18 protein-coding genes are annotated in these 22,209 nt (G+C 68.4%); 8 read left to right on the forward strand and 10 right to left on the reverse strand.

Annotation, left to right across the window (positions count from 1 at the left end; all coding sequences use genetic code 11):
* Positions 1 to 107: 107 nt before the first annotated feature.
* Positions 108 to 1,574, reverse strand: a complete 1,467-nt coding sequence (locus ACFYW9_RS32205) for a CCA tRNA nucleotidyltransferase (protein WP_389157862.1) — start codon at positions 1,572 to 1,574, stop codon at positions 108 to 110.
* A gap of 223 nt (positions 1,575 to 1,797) precedes the next feature.
* Here ACFYW9_RS32205 and ACFYW9_RS32210 point away from each other — a divergent pair, with 223 nt between their 5' ends.
* From ACFYW9_RS32210 to trxA, 7 genes are all read left to right on the forward strand, one after another.
* The gene (locus tag ACFYW9_RS32210; RefSeq protein WP_389157865.1) at positions 1,798 to 4,239 is read left to right on the forward strand and encodes a DUF6049 family protein; all 2,442 of its coding nucleotides are present in this window, start codon (positions 1,798 to 1,800) and stop codon (positions 4,237 to 4,239) included.
* A 46-nt stretch (positions 4,240 to 4,285) separates the two neighbouring features.
* A complete protein-coding gene (gene murJ, locus ACFYW9_RS32215; protein WP_389157868.1) occupies positions 4,286 to 6,529 on the forward strand; it encodes a murein biosynthesis integral membrane protein MurJ in 2,244 nt (747 codons plus the stop codon).
* Between the two features lie 118 nt (positions 6,530 to 6,647).
* Entirely contained in the window at positions 6,648 to 8,366 is a 1,719-nt protein-coding gene (locus ACFYW9_RS32220) for a protein kinase family protein (RefSeq protein ID WP_389157871.1), read from the forward strand.
* 29 nt (positions 8,367 to 8,395) lie between these two features.
* Complete coding sequence (gene sigM / locus ACFYW9_RS32225) at positions 8,396 to 9,127, forward strand: RNA polymerase sigma factor SigM (protein WP_389157874.1); 732 nt, start codon at positions 8,396 to 8,398, stop codon at positions 9,125 to 9,127.
* On the forward strand, positions 9,124 to 10,032 hold the full coding sequence (locus ACFYW9_RS32230) for an anti-sigma factor family protein (protein ID WP_389157877.1): 909 nt from the start codon (positions 9,124 to 9,126) through the stop codon (positions 10,030 to 10,032). The genes sigM and ACFYW9_RS32230 overlap by 4 nt, the downstream gene beginning before the upstream one ends.
* A gap of 248 nt (positions 10,033 to 10,280) precedes the next feature.
* Complete coding sequence (gene trxB, locus ACFYW9_RS32235; RefSeq protein WP_389157880.1) at positions 10,281 to 11,240, forward strand: thioredoxin-disulfide reductase; 960 nt, start codon at positions 10,281 to 10,283, stop codon at positions 11,238 to 11,240.
* A 45-nt stretch (positions 11,241 to 11,285) separates the two neighbouring features.
* The gene (gene trxA / locus ACFYW9_RS32240; RefSeq protein ID WP_351869333.1) at positions 11,286 to 11,618 is read left to right on the forward strand and encodes a thioredoxin; all 333 of its coding nucleotides are present in this window, start codon (positions 11,286 to 11,288) and stop codon (positions 11,616 to 11,618) included.
* A gap of 172 nt (positions 11,619 to 11,790) precedes the next feature.
* On the opposite strand, the gene ACFYW9_RS32245 is transcribed toward trxA, so the two are convergent.
* The 9 genes from ACFYW9_RS32245 to rpmH form a co-directional block, all read right to left on the reverse strand.
* Positions 11,791 to 12,408, reverse strand: coding sequence for a GNAT family N-acetyltransferase (locus tag ACFYW9_RS32245; protein WP_328450488.1), 618 nt, complete (start codon positions 12,406 to 12,408; stop codon positions 11,791 to 11,793).
* A 328-nt stretch (positions 12,409 to 12,736) separates the two neighbouring features.
* The gene (locus ACFYW9_RS32250) at positions 12,737 to 13,831 is read right to left on the reverse strand and encodes a ParB/RepB/Spo0J family partition protein (RefSeq protein WP_389157884.1); all 1,095 of its coding nucleotides are present in this window, start codon (positions 13,829 to 13,831) and stop codon (positions 12,737 to 12,739) included.
* Positions 13,828 to 14,901: a ParA family protein gene (locus tag ACFYW9_RS32255; protein ID WP_328674590.1), complete on the reverse strand. Its 1,074-nt coding sequence runs from the start codon at positions 14,899 to 14,901 to the stop codon at positions 13,828 to 13,830. Before ACFYW9_RS32255 ends, ACFYW9_RS32250 begins: the two co-directional genes overlap by 4 nt.
* 361 nt (positions 14,902 to 15,262) lie before the next feature.
* The gene (gene rsmG / locus ACFYW9_RS32260) at positions 15,263 to 15,979 is read right to left on the reverse strand and encodes a 16S rRNA (guanine(527)-N(7))-methyltransferase RsmG (protein WP_351869328.1); all 717 of its coding nucleotides are present in this window, start codon (positions 15,977 to 15,979) and stop codon (positions 15,263 to 15,265) included.
* A 118-nt stretch (positions 15,980 to 16,097) separates the two neighbouring features.
* Positions 16,098 to 16,607 carry a protein jag gene (locus ACFYW9_RS32265; protein WP_389157888.1) on the reverse strand — a complete coding sequence of 170 codons (510 nt, stop codon included), beginning with the start codon at positions 16,605 to 16,607 and terminating at the stop codon, positions 16,098 to 16,100.
* Positions 16,608 to 16,622: 15 nt separating this feature from the next.
* A complete protein-coding gene (yidC, locus tag ACFYW9_RS32270) occupies positions 16,623 to 17,921 on the reverse strand; it encodes a membrane protein insertase YidC (RefSeq protein ID WP_389157891.1) in 1,299 nt (432 codons plus the stop codon).
* Positions 17,922 to 17,924: 3 nt separating this feature from the next.
* Complete coding sequence (gene yidD, locus ACFYW9_RS32275; RefSeq protein WP_326786749.1) at positions 17,925 to 18,275, reverse strand: membrane protein insertion efficiency factor YidD; 351 nt, start codon at positions 18,273 to 18,275, stop codon at positions 17,925 to 17,927.
* On the reverse strand, positions 18,272 to 18,643 hold the full coding sequence (rnpA, locus tag ACFYW9_RS32280) for a ribonuclease P protein component (protein WP_389157895.1): 372 nt from the start codon (positions 18,641 to 18,643) through the stop codon (positions 18,272 to 18,274). Before rnpA ends, yidD begins: the two co-directional genes overlap by 4 nt.
* A 21-nt stretch (positions 18,644 to 18,664) precedes the next feature.
* Complete coding sequence (rpmH, locus tag ACFYW9_RS32285) at positions 18,665 to 18,802, reverse strand: 50S ribosomal protein L34 (protein WP_006381191.1); 138 nt, start codon at positions 18,800 to 18,802, stop codon at positions 18,665 to 18,667.
* Between the two features lie 402 nt (positions 18,803 to 19,204).
* On the opposite strand from rpmH, the gene dnaA reads away from it, so the two are divergent.
* A complete protein-coding gene (dnaA, locus tag ACFYW9_RS32290; RefSeq protein WP_389157898.1) occupies positions 19,205 to 21,238 on the forward strand; it encodes a chromosomal replication initiator protein DnaA in 2,034 nt (677 codons plus the stop codon).
* Positions 21,239 to 22,209 lie beyond the last annotated feature (971 nt).

Consider the following 22,209-nt stretch of genomic DNA (forward strand, 5'->3'; position numbering starts at 1 on the left):
CCGCCTGGGGGGGGGGGGGCGGCGGCCCCCCCCCCCCCCCCCCCCCCCCCCCCCCCCCCCCCCCCCAACACCCCCCCCCCCCCCCCCCCCCCCCCCCCCCCCACCTCTCAGCCCTGCTCGGCCCACCATTCCTTGAGCGCTGCCACCGCGGCGTCATGCTCCATCGGCCCGTTCTCCAGCCGCAGCTCCAGCAGGAACTTGTAGGCCTGGCCGATCGCGGGGCCGGGTCCGATTCCCAGGACCCCCATGATCTCGTTGCCGTCGAGGTCGGGCCGGATCGCGTCGAGCTCTTCCTGCTCCTTGAGCTGGGCGATGCGCTCCTCCAGCCCGTCGTAGGCACGGGAGAGAGCGGTCGCCTTGCGCTTGTTGCGCGTGGTGCAGTCGGAACGGGTCAGCTTGTGGAGGCGGTCGAGGAGCGGGCCCGCGTCACGCACATAGCGGCGGACGGCGGAGTCCGTCCACTCGCCGGTGCCGTACCCGTGGAAGCGCAGATGCAGTTCGACCAGGCGTGAGACGTCCTTGACGAGGTCGTTCGAGTATTTGAGCGCCGTCATCCGCTTCTTGGTCATCTTGGCGCCCACCATCTCGTGATGGTGGAAGGAGACCCGACCGTCCTGCTCGAAGCGGCGCGTCCGCGGCTTGCCGATGTCGTGGAGCAGGGCTGCGAGCCTGAGCGTCAGATCGGGCCCGCTCTCCTCCAGCGCCATCGCCTGTTCCAGAACGATCAGCGTGTGCTCGTAGACGTCCTTGTGCCGGTGATGCTCGTCCCTCTCCAGCCGCAGGGCGGGAAGCTCGGGAAGCACGTGCCCGGCGAGCCCGGTGTCCACGAGCAGCGTCAGGCCCTTGCGCGGGTGGGCGGACTGGATCAGCTTGTTCAGTTCCTCCCGTACCCGCTCCGCGGAGACGATCTCGATACGCCCGGCCATGTCCGTCATGGCGGCGACCACCTCGGGCGCCACCTCGAAGTCGAGCTGCGCGGCGAACCGCGCGGCGCGCATCATCCGCAGCGGGTCGTCGGAGAAGGACGCTTCCGGGGTGCCCGGGGTACGCAGAACACGAGCCGCGAGGTCGTCCAGACCGCCGTACGGGTCGATGAACTCCTTCTCCGGCAGCGCGACCGCCATCGCGTTCACCGTGAAGTCGCGACGCACGAGGTCTTCCTCGATGGAGTCGCCGTAGGAGACCTCCGGCTTGCGCGAGGTCCGGTCGTACGCCTCGGAGCGGTACGTCGTGATCTCGATCTGGAACGACTGCTCCGCATCGTCCACGCGGGCGTCCTTCTGCGCACCCACCGTGCCGAAGGCGATCCCGACCTCCCACAGGGCGTCCGCCCAGGGCCGGACGATCTTCAGTACGTCCTCGGGCCGGGCGTCCGTCGTGAAGTCCAGGTCATTGCCGAGCCGGCCGAGGAGCGCGTCCCGGACCGAGCCGCCGACCAGGGCGAGCGAGAACCCGGCCTCCTGGAAACGGCGGGCGAGCTCGTCGGCGACAGGGGACACCCGCAGCAGTTCACTCACCGCGCGGCGCTGCACCTGGCTCAGGGCACTGGAATTGTCTTCGTTGGCGTTCGGCACAACAGAAAAGGGTACGTGGCCGAGGCGCCGGGAAGCGCCTGGATAAATCCCACACCTGTGCCCCACATTTTTTCGCGGGCAGAATACGCGTACATACAGGGCAGTCGGCGCTCATCCCTGATCTTGTGGACCACTCCGCGGCACTTACGCTCAGCGCACCTCGTTACCATGCGTGGACGCACATTCCGACGACCACTGACGACGACGAGGGACGGGCGAGCGCGTGGCCGAGGCGGCAGACTTCCAAGGGACGAGTCCCTCACCTGCCCGCCGGTGGCTCCGGCGCAGCGGTGCACTGCTGGCCGGGGCGCCGCTGCTGGCCGGGCTGCTCCAGCTGCCCTTGAGCACGCCCTCCCAGGCCGCGGAGAAGGCTTCCGCCGCCGCTGCCACAGGGTCCGTGGCCACCGCCTCGGGATCGTCCGGCCCCGTGGACGTCAGCCTCGACTCGCTGGCCCCCAGTGCTCCCACCGAGGGTGACACGGTCACGGTCTCGGGCTCGGTCACCAACACGGGCAAGCAGACGGTCACCGACGCCCACGTGGGCATCCGGGTGGGACCGTCCCTGAACACCCGCTCCGCCATCGACACGGCCGCGAAGCGCACCAGCTTCCAGCCGGGCCTCGACACGCCGGAGGTCGGGGGCAAGTACGTCGCCAACGTCACCAAGCTCGCCGCGGGCAGCTCGCAGCACTTCAGCATCTCGGTCCCGGTCAAGGATCTCGATCTCGGCTCCGAGGGCGTCTACCAGCTCGGTGTGTCGCTCACGGGCCGGACCACCGCTCAGCCGTGGGACCAGGTCCTCGGTATCGAGCGGACGTTCCTGCCCTGGCAGCCCGAGGCGGCGGACACGAAGACGAGGACGACGTACCTCTGGCCGCTCGTCTCCACCGTCCACCTCACGGCGGAGACGGGTTCGGACGCCCAGCAGACGCCCGTCTTCAAGAACGACGACCTGGCCAAGGAGATCTCCCCGGGCGGCCGCCTGGACCAGCTCCTGTCGCTGGGCAGCGAGCTCGATGTCACCTGGGTCCTCGACCCGGACCTGCTGGCCTCCGTCGACGCGATGAGGGGCGGTTACCGGATCCAGCAGGAGAACGGCACGACCATCGCCGGGCGGAACCAGGCGGTGGCCAACGCCTGGCTCGACAAGCTGGAGAAGGCGGTCCAGGGCCGGAGCATCGTGGCCCTGCCCTTCGCCGACCCCGACCTCGCGTCGCTGGCCCACCGCGGCAAGGACGTCACCGGTTCCCTGAGCCACCTCAAGGACGCCACCGATGTGGCGGCCGACACGGTGGAGACGATCGTCCACGTGAAGCCGAGCACGGAGTTCGCCTGGCCGGCCGACGGTGCGGTGGACCCGTCGATCATCAAGGTGGCCACGTCGGCCGGCGCGGACAAGGTGATCGCCCGCAGCGACAGCCTGCGCGAGACCGGCGGCCTGTCCTACACGCCCAGCGCCGCCCGCCCCATCGGCGGCGGAACCACGGCGGTGGTCGCGGACGAGCGGCTGTCGACCGCGTTCCAGGGCGACATGCTGAAGGCGGACGCCTCGACGCTCGCCGTCCAGAAGTTCCTCGCGCAGAGCCTGATGATCAACCTTCAGGAGCCGAAGAACGAGCGCAGCATCGTCGTCGCTCCGCAGCGCATGCCCACGGCGAGCCAGGCGCAGTCCATGGCCGAGGCACTGCGGGCGCTCCAGCAGGGAAACTGGTCACAGTCCCAGGGGCTGACCGAGGCCGCCAAGGCCAAGCCGGACCCCGGCGCCACCACGAAGGTGCCCTCCGCGTCCTCGTACCCGTCGGCTCTGCGCAAGCGGGAGCTGCCGCGCTCGGCGTTCGAGAGGATCCAGGCGACCCAGGCCAAGCTCGACAAGTTCCGGATGATCCTGACCGACGAGTCCCGTGTGGTCACGCCGTTCGGACGGGCCATAGAGCGGGGGATGTCGGCGTCCTGGCGCGGTCGGACCACGGAGGCGGCGGCCTTCCGGCGGGGTGTGGAGACCTACCTCGACGGGCTCATGGGCCTGGTGCATCTCATCCAGAAGTCGGACGCGAAGCTGTCCGGGCGCAGCGCCACGATCCCCGTGACCGTCCAGAACAACCTCGTGCAGGGTGTCGGCCATCTGATGCTGCGTCTCACCTCGCAGCAGCCCACCCGCCTCGAGATCGGCGATGACCCGTACGACGAGCAGCCGATCCAGGTCGCGGGCGAGCACAGCCAGTCGGTCAAGTTCACGACGTCCACCAAGGCCAACGGCCCGGTGCAGGTCGTCGCCCAGCTCTACACGGAGGACGGGCAGCCGTACGGAGACCCGGTTCCCTTCGAGGTGAAGGTCACCGAGATCACCTCCACGGTGATGCTCGTCATCGGCGGCGGCGTCCTGCTTCTCGTGCTCGCCGGTTTCCGGATGTACACGCAGCGTAAGCGCGCGGCGGCCCGGAAGGCCGAGGAGGACACGGCGAACGGTCCTGAAGCGGGGGGCGACAGCGAGCTCGCCGAGGGCACCGTGGACACTGACTCCACCGAAGACTCCGAGGCCGGTCCCGAACGGGCTTCCGGCCCGGAGTCCGGGGCAGACGCCCCGGAGCAGCCGAGTGACCCGACACCGGACACCGCACCGGAAAGCGCCGACCCGTCCGGCACGGGTGAGAGAGTGGACCGTTGAGCGATGTCGTGGCCGGTGGGCCCGGGGACGATGAGGTGGGGTAACCATGAACGCGCCGTACGACGGTGACCGCGGCCAGGGCGCGGGATCCTCGGGCTACCCCGAGGACTACCCGGACCGGGCCGCGGACCGCTCCGGCCACCCCGAGGGCACGCCTGAGAACACTCAGATGCCCCAGGGTTCTCCCGCCGACATGTACCTCCAGGACGCCTACGACCAGGATCCGTACCGGGCTCAGGACCTCTCGGCCCAGGACCCGGTGTCGGAGGCGCTGTACGACCGTGCCGCGCACCCTCCGCCGGCGCCCGGAACGTACGCCCCCCAGCAGCCGCTGTACGCTCAGCCGCCCGCGTCGCAGTACGCGCCCGACCCGCGGCTGTGGGCCCAGACGCCTCCCCCGGAGCCGTCCGGGCCGACGCGTCACCTGCCCTACGGCGACGACGCCCGGACCACCCAGTACGTGGGCGTGGACGATCTGGTCACCCAGGCCGGCGAGGAACAGCCTGAGCCCGACGCCTTCGCTCATCTCTTCCGCGATCAGCAGCGGGGTGGCGTCCGTCCTGGCTACGCCCCCTCCGCTTCCCCCGCGGTCCCGGCACCGGCTCCCGAGCCGGCTCCGGCCGCCGCTCAGCCGCCCGCGGCCGCTCCGGCGAAGTCCGGCGGCCGTGCCTCCGGTCTGCTGAAGTCGAGCGCGGTGATGGCGGCGGGCACGCTGGTGTCCCGTCTCACCGGCTTCGTACGAACCATGATCATCACCGCCGCTCTGGGCGCGGCGACACTCGGTGACGCCTGGACGGTCGCCTACACCCTGCCGACGATGATCTACATCCTCACCGTCGGCGGCGGCCTCAACTCGGTCTTCGTACCCCAGCTGGTGCGCTCCATGAAGGAGGACGACGACGGGGGCGAGGCGTACGCCAACCGCCTGCTGACCCTCGTCATGGTCGCCCTCGGTGTGATCGTCACGGCCGCGGTCTTCATCGCGCCGCTGCTGGTCAAGCTGATGTCGTCGCCCATCGCGAGCGACCCCGCGGCCAACAACGTGGCCGTCACGTTCGCCCGCTACTGCCTGCCCACGATCTTCTTCATGGGTGTGCACGTGGTCATGGGCCAGATCCTCAACGCCCGCGGGAAGTTCGGCGCGATGATGTGGACCCCGGTCCTGAACAACATCGTCATGATCTTCACGTTCGGCATGTTCCTCTGGGTCTACGGCACCGCCCGGCACTCCGGGATGTCGGTGACCAACATCCCGCCGGACGGCATCCGCCTGCTGGGCATCGGCACCCTGCTCGGCCTGGTCGTCCAGGCCACGGCGATGGTTCCGTATCTGCGCGAGGCCGGCTTCCGGTTCCGTCCGCGCTTCGACTGGCGGGGCCACGGCCTCGGCAAGGCCATCAAGCTCGCCAAGTGGACCGTGCTCTTCGTTCTCGCCAACCAGGCCGGCGTCCTCGTCGTCACGCAGCTGGCCACGGCGGCGGGCAAGGCCTCGGGCAAGAGCGGCGCGGGCATCATGGCCTACGCGAACGCCCAGCTCATCTGGGGCATGCCGCAGGCGATCATCACGGTCTCCGTCATGGCGGCCATGCTTCCGCGGATCTCACGAGCGGCCCACGACGGAGACCCGGGAGCCGTCCGTGACGACATCTCGCAGGGTCTGCGGACCTCGGCCGTCGCGATCGTCCCGGTGGCCTTCATGTTCGTCGCCCTGGGCATCCCCATGTGCACCCTGCTCTTCGGCTCCAGCGGCCTGGAGTCCGCCCAGTCCCAGGGCTACGTCCTCATGGCCTTCGCCCTCGGCCTGATCCCGTTCTCGGTGCAGTACGTGATCCTGCGCGGCTTCTACGCCTACGAGGACACCCGCACGCCGTTCTACAACACGGTCATCGTGGCCGCCGTCAACGCGGCCGCCTCGGCCGTCTGTTACATGGTCCTGCCCGCGCAGTGGGCGGTCGTCGGCATGGCCGGCGCCTACGGACTGGCGTACGCGGTGGGCGTCGGTGTGGCCTGGCAGCGACTGCGCAGGCGGCTGGGCGGCGACCTGGACGGTGCCCGCGTGCTGCGCACGTACGCCCGTCTGTGCCTGGCCTCCGTCCCTGGCGCCGTGGTGGGCGGCACCGTAGGCTTCGCGATCACCCGAGTCCTCGGGTACGGCGTGTTCGGTTCGATCGCGGCGCTCGTCTTCGGATCGGTCGCCCTGCTCGGTGTCTTCTACGTCGCGGCGCGCAAGATGCGCATCGAAGAACTCAACTCAATGGTCGGAATGGTCCGCGGGCGCCTGGGGCGCTGAGGCGGGGGTACGCGCACAACCATCGTCCGTCGCCGTGTGTCGTGCATAGCGCCGGACTGTGGGCACAATTGGTTTCTGCGTCGGACAGCACGCAATGGATGGGGAGGCAGGGACGACGGTGGCGGAACGGAGCACGGCTGCCGTCGACGTGGCAGACAACAGCGGTGACGAACCGCTGACCGCCAAGGCGGACCAGACCACGTCCGACGGGGTGGCCTTCAACCGGGAGCGGGAAACGGACAGCGAAGAGGCACAGGGGAGCGGCGGGACCGAAGGTCCCGGAAAGGCCTCACCGCCCGAACTGCACAGTGGTCACAAACTCGCCAGGCGCTACCGCCTCGAAGAGTGCGTCACCCGACTGGACGGTTTCAGCAGTTGGCGCGCGATGGACGAGAAGCTCCGTCGCGCCGTCGGGGTGCACCTGCTGCCCGCCGATCATCCGCGTGCCCGCTCCGTACTGGCGGCGGCCCGTTCCTCCGCCCTGCTGGGCGATCCCCGGTTCGTCCAGGTCCTGGACGCGGTCGAGGAGAACGATCTCGTCTACGTGGTGCACGAGTGGCTGCCGGACGCCACGGAACTCACGGCTCTCCTCGCCTCGGGACCCCTCGAGGTGCACGAGGCCTACCAGATGGTCAGTCAGGTCTCGGGGGCCATGGCCGCCGCACACCGCGAGGGCCTCGCCCATCTCAAGCTGACCCCGGGCGCCGTGCTGCGCACGTCCACCGGCCAGTGGCGCATCCGCGGGCTCGCCGTGAACGCGGCACTGCGCGGCATCAGTTCGGACACCCCGCAGCGCACCGACACGGAAGCGATCGGCGCACTCCTGTACGCCGCCCTCACCCAGCGCTGGCCGTACGAGAGCGATGCCTACGGCCTGTCAGGGCTGCCCAAGGGTGTCGGTCTCATCGCACCCGACCAGGTGCGTGCCGGGGTCCACCGGGGCCTGTCGGAGCTCGCCATGCGCGCGCTCGCCAACGACGGTGCGACCGCCTCCCGCCACGAGTCCCCGTGCACCACGCCGGAGGAGCTCGTGAAGGCGATCGGCGAGATGCCCCGCATCCGCCCGCCGGAGCCCGCTTTCACCGCACCGCCCGAGTACCAGCGCACGACGTACCAGCAGGGCACGTACGGGCGTCAGTCGCCGCGTCCGGGCGCCACCCAGCCCTTGCCCACTCCGCCGCCCCCGCTGCAGAGCCGTACCGGAACGGCCCTGAAGTGGGCCGTGTCGGCCCTCCTCATCGCCGCACTGGGCCTGGGCAGTTGGCAGCTCGCGGACGCGCTGATGGACCACGGCAAGCCCGACGACACCAAGCAGACCCAGACGACGGACGGCAACGAGAAGGACGGCACCAAGCCCAAGCCGGCCAAGCCGATCGCGATCAGGAATGCGCAGGAGTACGTCGCGAAGGGCGACGCCCAGGCACCCGAGGACGTACGCAACACGTACGACGGCGACAGCACCACGTACTGGCGGAGCAGAAGCTTCCTGGACGGCCCGGAAATGAAGCCGTCCTTCAAGCCCGGCGTCGGCATCGTCTACGACCTCGGCTCGCAGAAGACCGTGTCCGCGGCCTCGATAGGGCTCCGCTACGCCGGTGATCACACCACGATCACCCTCTACGCGACGGACTCCACGGGTTCCTCGACGCCGGTGGAGTCGATGACGAAGATCGGGACCATCACGACGAGCGGCACCACGGCGAAGATCACGATCACCAAGAAGACACCGTCCCAGTACGTACTGCTCTGGATCACGGCGATGCCGTACGCGTCCGGTGACCAGTACAGCGGCGCCGGCTACAAGCAGGCCATTACGGACGTGAAGTTCACCGGCTGACGCTTGTCGACGGAGGGGAGGGGGGTCCGATGGCCGATGAAGCCGCACAGGGCGAAGCAAGCGATCAGGACCTCCTGGCCCGCCACGTCGAGGGTGATCCAGACGCCTTCGGTGAGCTTGTACGGCGCCACCGCGACCGCTTGTGGGCGGTGGCCCTCCGGACGCTGGGAGACCGCGAGGAGGCCGCTGACGCGGTCCAGGACGCGCTCGTCTCGGCCTATCGGGCCGCCCACACCTTCCGGGGCCAGTCGGCCGTCACGACCTGGCTGCACCGCATCACGGTGAACGCCTGCCTGGACCGAGCCCGCAAGGCCGCTTCCAGGAAGACGTCCCCCGTCGATGACACCCAGCGCCTGGAGCAGCTTCTCGAACCGCACGAGTCCGCCGCCGCTCCGGCCGAACGCAACGACCTCCACCGCGAGCTCATAGCCGCCCTGGGCACGCTCCCCGCCGACCAGCGCGCCGCTCTCGTCCTGGTGGACATGCAGGCCTACCCCGTGGCGGAGGCGGCCCGCATCCTCGATGTGCCGACCGGCACGGTGAAGAGCCGCTGTGCACGCGGCAGAGCCAGACTGCTTCCCCTTCTCGCCCATCTCCGCAAGGAGAACCCGGGAGACGAGGAGACGAAGAAGTCGGGCGGCGGACGGAACCGGACGCAGAGGACATCCGTCCCACCCGCAGCGGGACCTCACGCGTCGGGTCCCCACGACGCGGGGCCAAGCGATTCAGCTGCTGTGAAGGGCGGAGGTGGGCGGGCGTGACATCCACGACGGACAAGGCCGAGCACCCGGACGTCGCGGAAATCTCCGACCTCACCGAGGGTCTGCTCCCGCCTGCCCGTACCGAGGACGTGCGACAACACCTCGACGGGTGCGCGCTCTGCACGGACGTGTACGACTCCCTGGAGGAGATCCGCGGCCTTCTCGGCACCCTGCCGGGCCCCTCGCGCATGCCCGACGATGTCGCCGAACGCATCGATGCCGCCCTGGCCGCGGAAGCCCTGCTGAGCGCCACGGCTCCCGATGAGGCGCCCGACGCCGAAGCCACCCGTGCTCATGTTTCACGTGAAACGTCGACTGCCACCAGCCCTTCAGGACATCCCCGTGGGGTCACCGGCCCCGGTCGCTCCCACCGAGCACGTCGTGGCCGCCGCAGGACCGCCCTCCTCGGCACCGCTTTCGCGGCCGCGGCGCTGGGGCTCGGCGCGATCCTCATTCAGTCCCTGGACGGCGACGGCTCCGGCAAGACCTCCCAGACGGCAACCCAGCACGAGTCGGGGTCACGGACCGCCTTCTCCGAGCAGACCCTGAAGGGCGAGGTCTCGGACCTTCTCGCGAAGAACAAGAAGTCGGGTGACGGCTCGGCCAGTGCCAAGCCCTGGGGTGCCGAATCACAGGGCACCGGAACCGACTCGGGCGGCGTGCAGACCTTGATCACCCCCACACCCGCGGTTCCCCAGTGTGTCGAGCAGGGGACCGGAGACCCCGGGGTGCTCCTCGCCGCCGAGGAGGGCTCGTTCCAGGAGAAGAAGGTCTATCTCCTCGTGGTGTCCGATGCCTCCGACACCTCGAAGGTCACGGCCTACATCGTCGACGCCTCCTGTGAGAAACAGTCCTCTCCGTCGCCCGGCAAGCTCCTGCTGACCCGGTCGTACGCGCGTTCCTGACCCACTCGTTGCCGGCTCTCCGGGACATCGGCCACGACTGTCCCGAGCGTCCCATCAGCACGCCCTGCCGCGGTGAAGCACAGAGGTCTGTCGCCCCGACACCCCTTGGCATCTCCGTCCGACCCCCGGTCTCCGTGTGCCCTGACACAGCGGGAATTGAAGCCCCTTAGGATCCGTTGGGTGGGGTGAGAGTACTGACAGATGCTCCCACCGGTACGCAGCAGTCTCCAGAGACGAGGAATCAAGCCGTGAGCGACGTCCGTAACGTGATCATCATCGGGTCTGGGCCCGCCGGCTACACGGCGGCGCTCTACACCGCGCGCGCGTCGCTGAAGCCGCTGGTCTTCGAAGGCGCCGTCACCGCGGGCGGTGCGCTGATGAACACCACCGAGGTCGAGAACTTCCCCGGCTTCCAGGACGGCATCATGGGCCCCGAGCTCATGGACAACATGCGCGCCCAGGCCGAGCGCTTCGGCGCCGAGCTGGTCCCGGACGATGTCGTCGCCGTCGACCTGTCGGGCGAGATCAAGACGGTCACGGACACCGCCGGCACGGTGCACCGTGCCAAGGCCGTGATCGTCACGACGGGCTCGCAGCACCGCAAGCTCGGTCTCCCCAACGAGGACACCCTCTCCGGGCGTGGCGTCTCCTGGTGCGCGACCTGTGACGGCTTCTTCTTCAAGGACCACGACATCGCCGTCATCGGCGGTGGCGACACCGCGATGGAGGAGGCCACCTTCCTCTCGCGCTTCGCCAAGTCCGTCACCATCGTTCACCGCCGGGACAGCCTCCGTGCCTCCAAGGCGATGCAGGAGCGTGCCTTCGCGGACCCGAAGATCAAGTTCATCTGGGACAGCGAGGTCGCCGAGATCAAGGGCGACCCGAAGCTGGCCGGTCTGACGCTGCGCAACCTCAAGACCGGCGAGACCTCGGAGCTCCCGGTGACCGGTCTGTTCATCGCGATCGGTCACGACCCGCGCACCGAGCTCTTCAAGGGCCAGCTCGACCTGGACGGCGAGGGCTACCTGAAGGTCGCCGCGCCTTCGACCCGCACCAACCTGACCGGGGTCTTCGGCGCCGGTGACGTCGTCGACCACACCTACCGCCAGGCGATCACCGCAGCCGGTACCGGCTGCTCCGCCGCCCTCGACGCCGAGCGCTACCTCGCGGCCCTTGCGGACAGCGAGACCGCGGCCGCCACCGTCTGATCACCCCAGCTCTCCCCACCGCACCAACAAGTTAAGGAGCCCGCCGTGGCCGGCACCCTCAAGAACGTGACCGACGACTCCTTCGAACAGGATGTCCTCAAGAGCGACAAGCCCGTCCTGGTGGACTTCTGGGCCGCCTGGTGCGGTCCCTGCCGCCAGATCGCCCCGTCGCTCGAGGCCATCGCCGCCGAGCACGGCGACAAGATCGAGATCGTCAAGCTCAACATCGACGAGAACCCGGCGACGGCCGCCAAGTACGGCGTCATGTCGATCCCGACCCTGAACGTCTACCAGGGTGGCGAGGTCGCCAAGACCATCGTCGGAGCGAAGCCGAAGGCCGCGATCGTGCGCGACCTGGAGGACTTCATCTCCGAGTAATCGGCGACGGTGCCGTACACGCGCCGTGTGTTTCACGTGAAACACGAATGGGCCAGCCCACTCGGGCTGGCCCATTCGTGTTCCCGGGGGATGCCGGGTGCTGAGCCGAGGATGCCGGGCCGACGCAAGGACGCGTCGGTCCCGGAACACGAAGGGTGCAGGCGGCCGCCCATCACAAAGGACGGAGCGCAGGCTCCTTCTGCACGGCGCCGAGAAGCCGGTCCAGCGCCAGCTCCACGTCTTCCTTCCAGGAGAGCGTCGTACGCAGTTCCAGCCGCAGGCGGGGATGCCTGGGGTGAGGGCGCACGGTCTTGAAGCCCACCGCGACGAGATGGTCGGCGGGGAGCACACAGGCGGGTTCCTTCCACCGGGCATCCCCGAAGGCCTCGATCGCCTTGAATCCCCGACGGAGCAGATCCTTGGCGACCGTCTGGACCAGCACCCGGCCCAACCCTTGTCCCTGATAACCCGGCATGATGAACGAGGTCATGAGCTGAACCGCGTCCGGCGCCACGGGGCTTGTGGGAAACGCCGTGGAGCGGGGGACGTAAGCCGGCGGCGCGTAGAGCACATAGCCCACCGGCACATCGTCCACGTAGGCGACTCGACCGCAGGATCCCCAGTCCAGCAGAACCGAGGAGATCCACGCCTCCTTCTCCAGGGCGCTCGTACCCGCCTTTACCGCGGCTTCACCGCGGACAGGATCCAGTTCCCAGAAGACGCACGCCCGACAGCGCTGGGGAAGGTCCTGAAGGTTGTCCAGCGTGAGCGGTACGAGCCGACGCCCCATGAAGGCTGTTCCTCGCTTCCTTCGCCCGCGGCGTCACGGGCGGCTGTCAGATGGCTCCGCTCTCTGAGCAGGCTGCCGACGAACCCGCCGACCGCTCCCAGACCCAGACCTGCGGTCACCAGTCCGGTACGGCTCACGCTCTGCATGACCCCCGCCTCCCCGATGAAGGTGCTGCCAGGTGGATGCGCCATACCCATCGCATCGTATCCACGATGCGATTCCATCGATACCGCCAGAAAGCAAAGAGCGGGCCGTATTCCGGCACACGCCGGACACGGCCCGCTCTTCCGGTGAACCTGATCGGACATCGGGCCACCAGAAAGCCGTCTCAGCTTTCCGCGTCGTCGGAGTCGTCGTCCAGAAGGCTCTTCTGAAGCACCGGACCCTCTCCCGGGGCGAGCGAACCGAGGATGCGCTCAAGGTCTTCCATCGAAGCGAACTCGACAGTGATCTTGCCCTTCTTCTGCCCCAGGTCGACCTTCACCCGGGTCTCGAAGCGGTCCGAGAGACGGGTGGCCAGATCGCTCAGCGCCGGAGAGAGCCGACTGCCGGCTCGCGGCCCCTTGGAGCGCTGAGCCGTCTGCGGGCGGGACCCCATGAGGGTCACGATCTCCTCCACGGCCCGCACCGAGAGCCCCTCGGCGACGATGCGGTGAGCCAGGCGGTCCTGCTCCTCCGAGTCGTCGACGGCCAGGAGTGCCCGCGCGTGCCCCGCGGAGAGAACTCCGGCAGCCACACGACGCTGAACCGACGGGGAGAGCTTCAGCAGACGCAGGGTGTTGGAGACCTGAGGACGTGACCGTCCGATCCGGTCCGCCAACTGGTCGTGCGTGCAGTTGAAGTCCTTGAGCAGCTGGTCGTAGGCCGCCGCCTCTTCCAGCGGGTTCAGCTGAGCCCGGTGGAGGTTCTCCAGCAGCGCGTCCAGGAGAAGCTTCTCGTCCTCCGTGGCTCGCACGATCGCAGGAATGGCCTCGAGCCCCGCCTCACGGCAAGCCCGGAAACGGCGCTCTCCCATGATGAGCTCGTAGCGCCCGGAACCCACCTGGCGCACGACGACCGGCTGGAGGAGTCCGACCTCCTTGATGGAGGTGACCAGCTCGGCGAGAGCGTCCTCGTCGAAGATCTCACGCGGTTGGCGCGGATTCGGCGTGATGGTGTCGAGGGGCAGCTCGGCGAAGTGGGCGCCGACGGGAGCCTGAAGCGTCTCCAGTGATCCGTTCGACGACACCTCCTCCGTTTCATGTGAAACAGACGGCAGCGTGGTCACCTTCGCCGCAGCCACCCCGCGCTCCGCCGTGAGCACGGGACCGGCGGTCGGCGAGGAGGGTGCCCCACTCGCCGAAACACCGGGCCGCTCACCTGTCGGAGCCGCAGGGATCAGCGCACCCAGGCCCCGCCCCAGACCCCGTCGTCGGTCGCTCACTGGATCCCCTCCACCATGTTCTGATCGTTCTGTCCGCCCACATGGGCATGTTGCGCGTCGTACGCCACTCCGACTCCTCGCAGGGCGATTTCGCGCGCGGCCTCAAGATACGAGAGAGCACCGCTCGAACCCGGATCGTAGGTCAGAACCGTCTGCCCGTAACTCGGGGCCTCCGAAATACGCACCGAGCGCGGAATGCTCGTCCGCAGCACCTCCTTGCCGAAGTGACTGCGCACCTCCTCCGCGACCTGGGACGCGAGGCGGGTCCGGCCGTCGTACATGGTGAGCAGAATCGTCGAGACGTGCAGGTCGGGATTGAGGTGCCCGCGCACCAGGTCGACGTTGCGCAGGAGTTGCCCCAGGCCTTCGAGCGCGTAGTACTCGCACTGGATGGGGATGAGCACTTCCGCGCCGGCGACCAGGGCGTTGACCGTCAACAGGCCGAGCGACGGCGGGCAGTCGATGAGGATGTAGTCCAGCGGCTGCTCGTACGCCAGGATCGCTCGTTCCAGCCGGCTCTCACGGGCCACCAGCGACACCAGCTCGATCTCCGCACCGGCGAGATCGATGGTGGCGGGGGCGCAGAAGAGGCCCTCGACATCAGGGACCGGCTGAACGACCTCGGAGAGCGGCCTGCTGTCGATCAGCACGTCGTAGATCGATGGAACCTCTGCGTGGTGGTCGATCCCCAGCGCCGTGGAGGCATTGCCCTGAGGGTCGAGGTCGATCACCAGGACCCGGGCGCCGTGCAGGGCCAGTGAAGCGGCAAGGTTGACCGTGGTCGTGGTCTTACCCACCCCGCCCTTCTGGTTGGCGACCACCATGACTCGGGTCTGCTCGGGCCGTGGCAGGCCCTCACCGGCGCGACCTAGCGCCTCCACAGCCAGTTGGGCAGCACGACCGATGGGAGTGTCGTCCATCGGGGGCGGTGTTTCACGTGAAACATCCTCCCCCATCGACTCGGTACGGGGACCGGGGACCGGATCGGTCATCGGTCCCGCGATGTTGGCGTCGGACCGCAAGGATTCACTCTCCTCGACTTCAGGCTCGCAATGAACAGAGCCTCCCATGCCATTGGGGTCGTGAACCAGCGAGGCCCGTTGTTCTGTGGAGAAATCCACCTCTGTGGACAACTCCACACCCCCTCCCAGTGACCCGAGCGGCCTCCGATCGCGGGGTTCGGCCGCAGCCCGGCCGCGACTGATGATGCCGTGCAACAGTGAGCGACGTTTCACGTGAAACACGATGCCGAGCCGCTCGGGCCATCGCGGGACGACACTCCGATACATGCAGGTTTGTCAGCTTTTGCCGAACAGGCCTCTCCGTCGAGACCGATCTCATCGGAGTGAGAAACAACTCCTGACCCCGAACGGAAAACTCCCGGCCCTCTCGCGAGAGAGCCGGGAGTAGCGATGCTCACATCGACCAGGATCAGCGCCGGCGGCGCGTCCGGCCCGTCCTGGCGGCCTTGGCCCGCTTCGCCGCGAAGCGCACACCGCCGGGGCTCTCGCCGACCTCCACCCGCACCACGGTGGACATCGGATCCACGATGCCCTCACCGACATGAAGGATGGAGGTCTCCACGGCACCGAGCTTGCTCAGCGCCGTGGCAGAGGCTTTCAGCTCCTCCTCGGCCGTGTCGCCCTTGAGGGCCAGCATCTCGCCGTACGGGCGCAGCAGGGGAATACCCCACGTCGCCAGCCGGTCGAGCGGAGCGACCGCCCTGGCGGTCACCACGTGAACCGGCTGGAGCTTGCCCATGACTTCCTCGGCACGGCCGCGTACGACGGTCACGTGGTCGAGCCCGAGCAGTTCCACGACCTCGGTGAGGAAATTGGTCCGGCGCAGCAGGGGCTCAAGCAGCGTGATCTTGATGTCCTCACGGACGAGCGCCAAGGGGATGCCGGGCAGCCCCGCACCGGAGCCGACGTCGCATACGGTCACGCCCTCGGGCACGACCTCCGAGAGCACCGCACAGTTCAGCAGGTGCCGCTCCCACAGCCGGGGCACTTCCCGCGGGCCGATCAGCCCACGCTGCACTCCCGCCTCGGCCAGCAGTTCCGCGTACCGGACCGCGTCCGCGAAGCGATCACCGAATACCTCGCGCGCCTGCTCGGGCGCGGGGGGAAGCTCCGCTGCCTCCGTCACGGGGGACCGTCCTTCCGTACCGCTTGAGCGCACTGAGCGCTGATCACCAGAACTATCAGGCTGACAAAATTCGGCCCCGTCTGCGCAACAGACGGGGCCGAAGGAACGTACGTACCGATCAGACGGGGAGCACGACGACGAAGCGCTGCGGCTCCTCGCCCTCGGACTCGCTGCGCAGGCCGGCGGCCTTGACCGCGTCGTGCACGACCTTGCGCTCGAAGGGCGTCATCGGATCCATCCTGACCGGCTCACCGGAGCTCTTGACCTCGGCGGCGGCCTTGGCGCCCAGCTCGGAGAGCTCCTCGCGCTTCTTGGCCCGGAATCCCCCGATGTCCAGCATCAGCCGGCTGCGGTCCCCGGTCTCCCGGTGCACGGCCAGGCGCGTGAGCTCCTGGAGCGCTTCCAGCACCTCGCCGTCGCGGCCGACCAGCTTCTGCAGGTCGCGGCCGCCCGAGTCGCTGATGATCGAGACAGCGGCGCGGTCGGCCTCGACGTCCATGTCGATGTCGCCGTCGAGATCGGCGATGTCGAGCAGACCCTCGAGGTAGTCCGCCGCGATCTCGCCCTCCTGCTCCAGGCGGGTCAGGGTGTCGCCCTCAGCGGCGGCGGAGGTGGTGCCTTCCGTCACGGGATGGACTCCTTCTTACTTCTTGGACGGGGACTTGGGCCGCTGCGGGCCCTTGCGCTGTCCGGACTGGGCCTTGCTGCGGGTACCGGTGCCGGGCTTGCTACCGCTTCCAGAGGCCGGCTTGGCGGCGGAGGAGGGCTTGGCATCCTGTGGCTCGTCGGACTTGCTCAGCGACGTCTTCGGCTCCGCGTCGTCCGCAGGCGCGCTGCTGGACGCCGCACCCGACTGACGCTGTGCCTTGGTCTGGCGCTTCGGCTGCTGACGCTTGGGAACGGCGGCCGCGGTGGTCGTGGTGCCGTCCTCGGACTCGACGACCGCCGTGCTCTCGCCGGCCACCACGAGGCCGTCGGGCTGCGCCACGAGACCCGCCTTGGTCAGGCCGTTGATGAACTTGCGCTCGAACTCGTTGCGGTCGCGGCCCTTGGCGACGATGGCCTTGACGATCGCCTTCTCGCCGCGTCCGCGGGTCTTGCCGTGCTGCGTGACGTGCTTCTGCAGGCGCTCCAGGTACGCGGCCTGAGCCTTCGAGCCCGGGGTCGGGTTGTTGCGGATGACGTACATCTGCTGGCCCATGGTCCACACGTTGGTGGTCAGCCAGTAGACGAGGACACCGACCGGGAAGTTGATGCCGAAGACGGCGAACATGACCGGGAAGACGTACATCAGCATCTTCTGCTGCTGCATGAAGGGCGTCTTCACCGTGGTGTCGACGTTCTTCGTCATGAGCTGACGCTGGGTGTAGAACTGCGACGCCGACATCAGCACGATCATCACCGCGGTGACGACACGGACGTCGAGAAGCGTGGCCCCGAGCTGGGAGACCTTCTCGGCGCTGTCGGTGAACTTGGCCGCGAGCGGGGCACCGAAGATGTGCGCCTGACGAGCGCTGGCGAGCAGATCCTCGTTGATGACGCCGATCGTCTTGCCCGTGGCGATGGCGTTGAGCACGTGGTACAGCGCGAAGAAGAACGGCGACTGGGCCAGGATGGGAAGGCACGAGGAGAGCGGGTTGGTACCCGTCTCCTTGTACAGCTTCATCATCTCTTCGGACTGGCGCTGCTTGTCGTTCTTGTAGCGCTCCTGGATCTTCTTCATCTCGGGCTGCAGGGTCTGCATGGCCCGAGTGGCCTTGATCTGCTTCACAAAGAGCGGGATCAGGCAGATCCGGATCAGGATCACCAGGGAAACGATGGACAAGCCCCAGGCCCAGCCCGTGTCGGGACCGAAGATCTTCCCGTACACGGCGTGGAACTGGACGATGACCCAGGAAACGGGTGTCGTGATGAAGCTGAAAAGGCCGGCAATCGTGTCCACTAATCAAGCTCCTTGAGCATGGGACGGGGTCTCAGCGGCCGGGCTCGGGGCAGTGGTGTCCCCGGTGGCCGGTTCGGCGGAGGTCCCGCCCTTGCGTGCACGCCAGGCGTTACGCAGCAATTCGTGCCACCGCGGTCGCTTGCGTTGCGGAACATGGTCCACACCGCCCAGCGACCACGGATTGCACCGGAGGATGCGCCAGGCGGTGAGTGCCGTTCCCTTGATCGCACCGTGCCGGTCGATGGCTGTGTAGCCGTATCGGGAGCACGACGGGTAGTACTTGCAGACCGGCCCGAGCAACGGGCTGATCGTCCACTGGTACAGCTTGATGAGAGCAAGCAGTGGGTACTTCATCGCGCGCCCCCTCCCAGCAGCCGCCGCAGGGCGGCATCCAGGTCTCGGGCCAGCTGTTCATGGTCGGCGTCACCCGCACCGGGCAGCGCTCGTACGACTACCAGGCTACCGGGGGGCAACAGGGCGACTCGGTCGCGCATCAGATGGCGAAGTCTGCGCTTCACCTTGTTGCGTACGACGGCTCCGCCCACGGCTTTGCTCACGACGAAACCCGCACGCGTCGAGGGAGCGCTCTCCCCAGGCGCGTGCGGGTCCGTTGCACCGCTACGTAGATGGACGACGAGAAGCGGGCGTCCGGCCCGGCGTCCTCGGCGTACCGCGGTCGCGAAGTCTTCGCGCCGCCTCAGCCGATGCTCGGTAGGCAGCACGAGATCATGACCTGTAAGTAATCAGGCGGACAGGCTGGCGCGACCCTTGCCACGGCGGTTCGCGAGAATCGCGCGGCCGGCACGGGTGCGCATCCGCAGGCGGAAGCCGTGGGTCTTGGCGCGACGACGGTTGTTCGGCTGGAAGGTGCGCTTGCTCACTAGGGGGCTCCAGAAAGAATCGGTGGTGGCGGGGTGCCGCCCTGGCTGTCACCGTGCGCCCACGAGGAAACTCGCATTACGCCCGAGTGCACCGCTTCCCGATCACGCTTCGCGATCTGTGCCCATCGGAGGCAGGCGGCAGCAGCCATCGACAACTCGACCTGGTTACGGTACGCGCGGCTACGCCATCCGGTCAAACCAACCGCCGACGGGGGACACTATCCACAGGCTGGGGACAACAACTTGAACCGTACCCGCCGCCCTGACTACCGTGGCTGAACTCCGTTTCGTTCACTTCATCGCCGCCCCAGCGGTTTTGTTCCCCCCGCCCCAAGCGACCGACTTCCCAAAAACCTGTTCCCAGAACCACACGTTCGTGGGACCCGTGAGAGAGCGTGCCCCGTGGCTGACGTACCTGCCGATCTTGCCGCAGTGTGGCCACGCGTACTGGAACAACTTCTGGGCGAGGGCCGCGGACAGGGTGTCGAGGTGAAGGACGAGCACTGGATCAAGCGGTGCCAGCCCTTGGCCCTGGTGGCGGACACCGCTCTGCTCGCCGTCCCCAACGAGTTCGCCAAGAACGTACTGGAAGGCCGTCTCGCCCCGATCGTGAGCGAGACGCTGAGCCGTGAGTGCGGGCGCCCCATCCGCATCGCCATCACCGTCGACGACTCCGCGGGCGAACCCTCCGTACCCGCGCCGCCCCGCTACGAGGAGCCCGAGCTCCCCGCCGGACCGGTCCAGAGCCGTGACCCCTACGAGGGACAGGGCCGCGACGACCGCGGCGGCTACGACAGCGGCGCGTACGACGGCACACAGACCCGGGACGACCGCGGGGGGTACGAGGGCCAGGGACGGGAGGACCGCGGCGGCTACGACGCCGGCCAGGGCCGTGACGACCGCGGCACGTACGAGCCGCAGGGTCGCGACGACCGCGCTCCGTACAACTCCCGCCGCGACGGACGCGACGGGCGCGACGGATACGAGGGCTACGGCCGCCACCGCGCCGACGACCACCGCGGCGGCCGCGCCGAACAGCTGCCCGGTGCCCCGGGCGACCAGCTGCCGACCGCCCGTCCCGCGTACCCGGACTACCAGCGCCCGGAGCCGGGTGCCTGGCCGCGCCACTCCCAGGACGACTACGGCTGGCAGCAGCAGCGCCTCGGCTTCCCCGAGCGGGACCCCTACGCCTTGCCGCCGCAGGACTACCGGCCCCAGTCGGTGGAGCGCTCGCCCTACGAGCAGCAGCGCCAGGACTACGACCAGCGCTCCGACCGCCGCGATCTGCCGGACCCCTCCGACAGCGGTCAGGGACGCAGGGGCGGCCCCTCGCTGCCGTCCATGGGCGGTGCCCCCGGGTCGAAGTCCGCGCAGCCCGCGCCGACGCCCGGCCCGGGCGAACCCACCGCGCGGCTGAACCCGAAGTACCTCTTCGACACGTTCGTGATCGGCGCCTCGAACCGCTTCGCGCACGCCGCCGCCGTGGCCGTCGCCGAGGCACCGGCGAAGGCGTACAACCCCCTCTTCATCTACGGGGAGTCGGGGCTCGGCAAGACGCACCTGCTGCACGCGATCGGGCACTACGCGCGCAGCCTCTATCCGGGCACCCGGGTGCGGTACGTGAGCTCGGAGGAGTTCACCAACGAGTTCATCAACTCCATCCGCGACGGCAAGGGCGACAGCTTCCGCAAGCGGTACCGGGAGATGGACATCCTGCTCGTCGACGACATCCAGTTCCTCGCGGACAAGGAGTCGACGCAGGAGGAGTTCTTCCACACCTTCAACACGCTCCACAACGCGAACAAGCAGATCGTGCTCTCCAGCGACCGGCCGCCCAAGCAGCTGGTCACCCTGGAGGACCGGCTGCGCAACCGCTTCGAGTGGGGTCTGATCACCGACGTCCAGCCGCCCGAGCTGGAGACCCGTATCGCCATCCTTCGCAAGAAGGCGGTGCAGGAGCAGCTCAACGCCCCGCCGGAGGTGCTGGAGTTCATCGCGTCCCGGATCTCGCGCAACATCCGCGAGCTGGAGGGCGCGCTGATCCGGGTGACGGCGTTCGCGTCGCTCAACCGGCAGCCGGTGGACCTCGGTCTGACGGAGATCGTCCTCAAGGACCTGATCCCCGGTGGCGAGGACTCGGCCCCCGAGATCACCGCGACCGCGATCATGGCGGCCACGGCCGACTACTTCGGCCTCACGGTGGACGATCTGTGCGGGTCCTCGCGCAGCCGCGTCCTGGTGACGGCACGGCAGATCGCCATGTACCTGTGCCGTGAGCTCACCGATCTGTCACTGCCGAAGATCGGCGCGCAGTTCGGCGGCCGCGACCACACGACCGTGATGCACGCGGACCGCAAGATCCGCGCGCTGATGGCCGAGCGCCGCTCCATCTACAACCAGGTCACCGAACTCACGAACCGCATCAAGAACGGCTGACGGAGGCCGGCGCCGACCGGCGCGGGCCATGCCCGAAGGGCGCCCGGGGACATCGTCCCCGGGCGCCCTTCGCCGTTCCCGCCCACCTTTCGGGCCACCCGTTCCCGGACCGGGTTCGGGCACCGGGAGACCGGGGCCGGGCCGAGGACCACACGCCCGGCAACGTCCGAAGGCGCTCCCCGAGGACTCCGAGGGTGCTCCCCGAGGGCTCCGGAGACGCTTCTCGAGGGCTCCGGAGTCGTGTTCCGAGGCCTTCGGAGCCCTGTTCCGAGGGTTCAGGCATCGGTGTCGGCGCTACCGATCCGACACCTGCTGTTCGAATCCGAGCCGGGTTACGGCCACTCTCCACAGATGTGGTGACTTTTTCCCGTCCACATCCTGGGGACTGGGAAGTTGTCCAGATAGTTTCCACAGATAGCGCTGTTGAAGGGTCATCAGGCCAGTTCAGCAGCCTGTGGATTCGTGGACGAAGACTCTCCACAGCCTGTGGACAAAGAAAGGATCCACAGGCTGCGCGCAAGGTTGTCCACCGGTGATCCACAGGCTGGAGTCAGTTGTCCCCAGCGATCTCCAGCTTCTCCACATCACTGTCCACTGTTCGGCAACGCGCCGCGCCATCTCACCGCGTCGAGTGAAAGGCGTCACACCGAGGTGCCGGATTGGGCTGTGGGGAACGTGGGTAAAGCTGGGGACGACGTTGGGGAGAAGTCGCCCCCGGCTGTGGACCGAGTGTGCAGAACTTTTCGTCGTCCACAGATACCCCCGGTTGTCCACCGCCTCCACCCACAGGGTCGGTGGACAAAAAATCGCCTCTGAGCTGCGAAAACGGGGTTATCCACGGTTTCCACAGGCCCTACTACTAAGACCAACTAGAGAGAGCCTGGGAATCGTTTCGAAGTGGGGGCTGTGCACAACTTGCTCTCGGCGGCTCGACTGCCGCTCGGCACGACTTGACCCCGAGGGGCAACGAC

Source organism: Streptomyces sp. NPDC002698 (genome assembly GCF_042888945.1).
Taxonomy (GTDB): domain Bacteria; phylum Actinomycetota; class Actinomycetes; order Streptomycetales; family Streptomycetaceae; genus Streptomyces.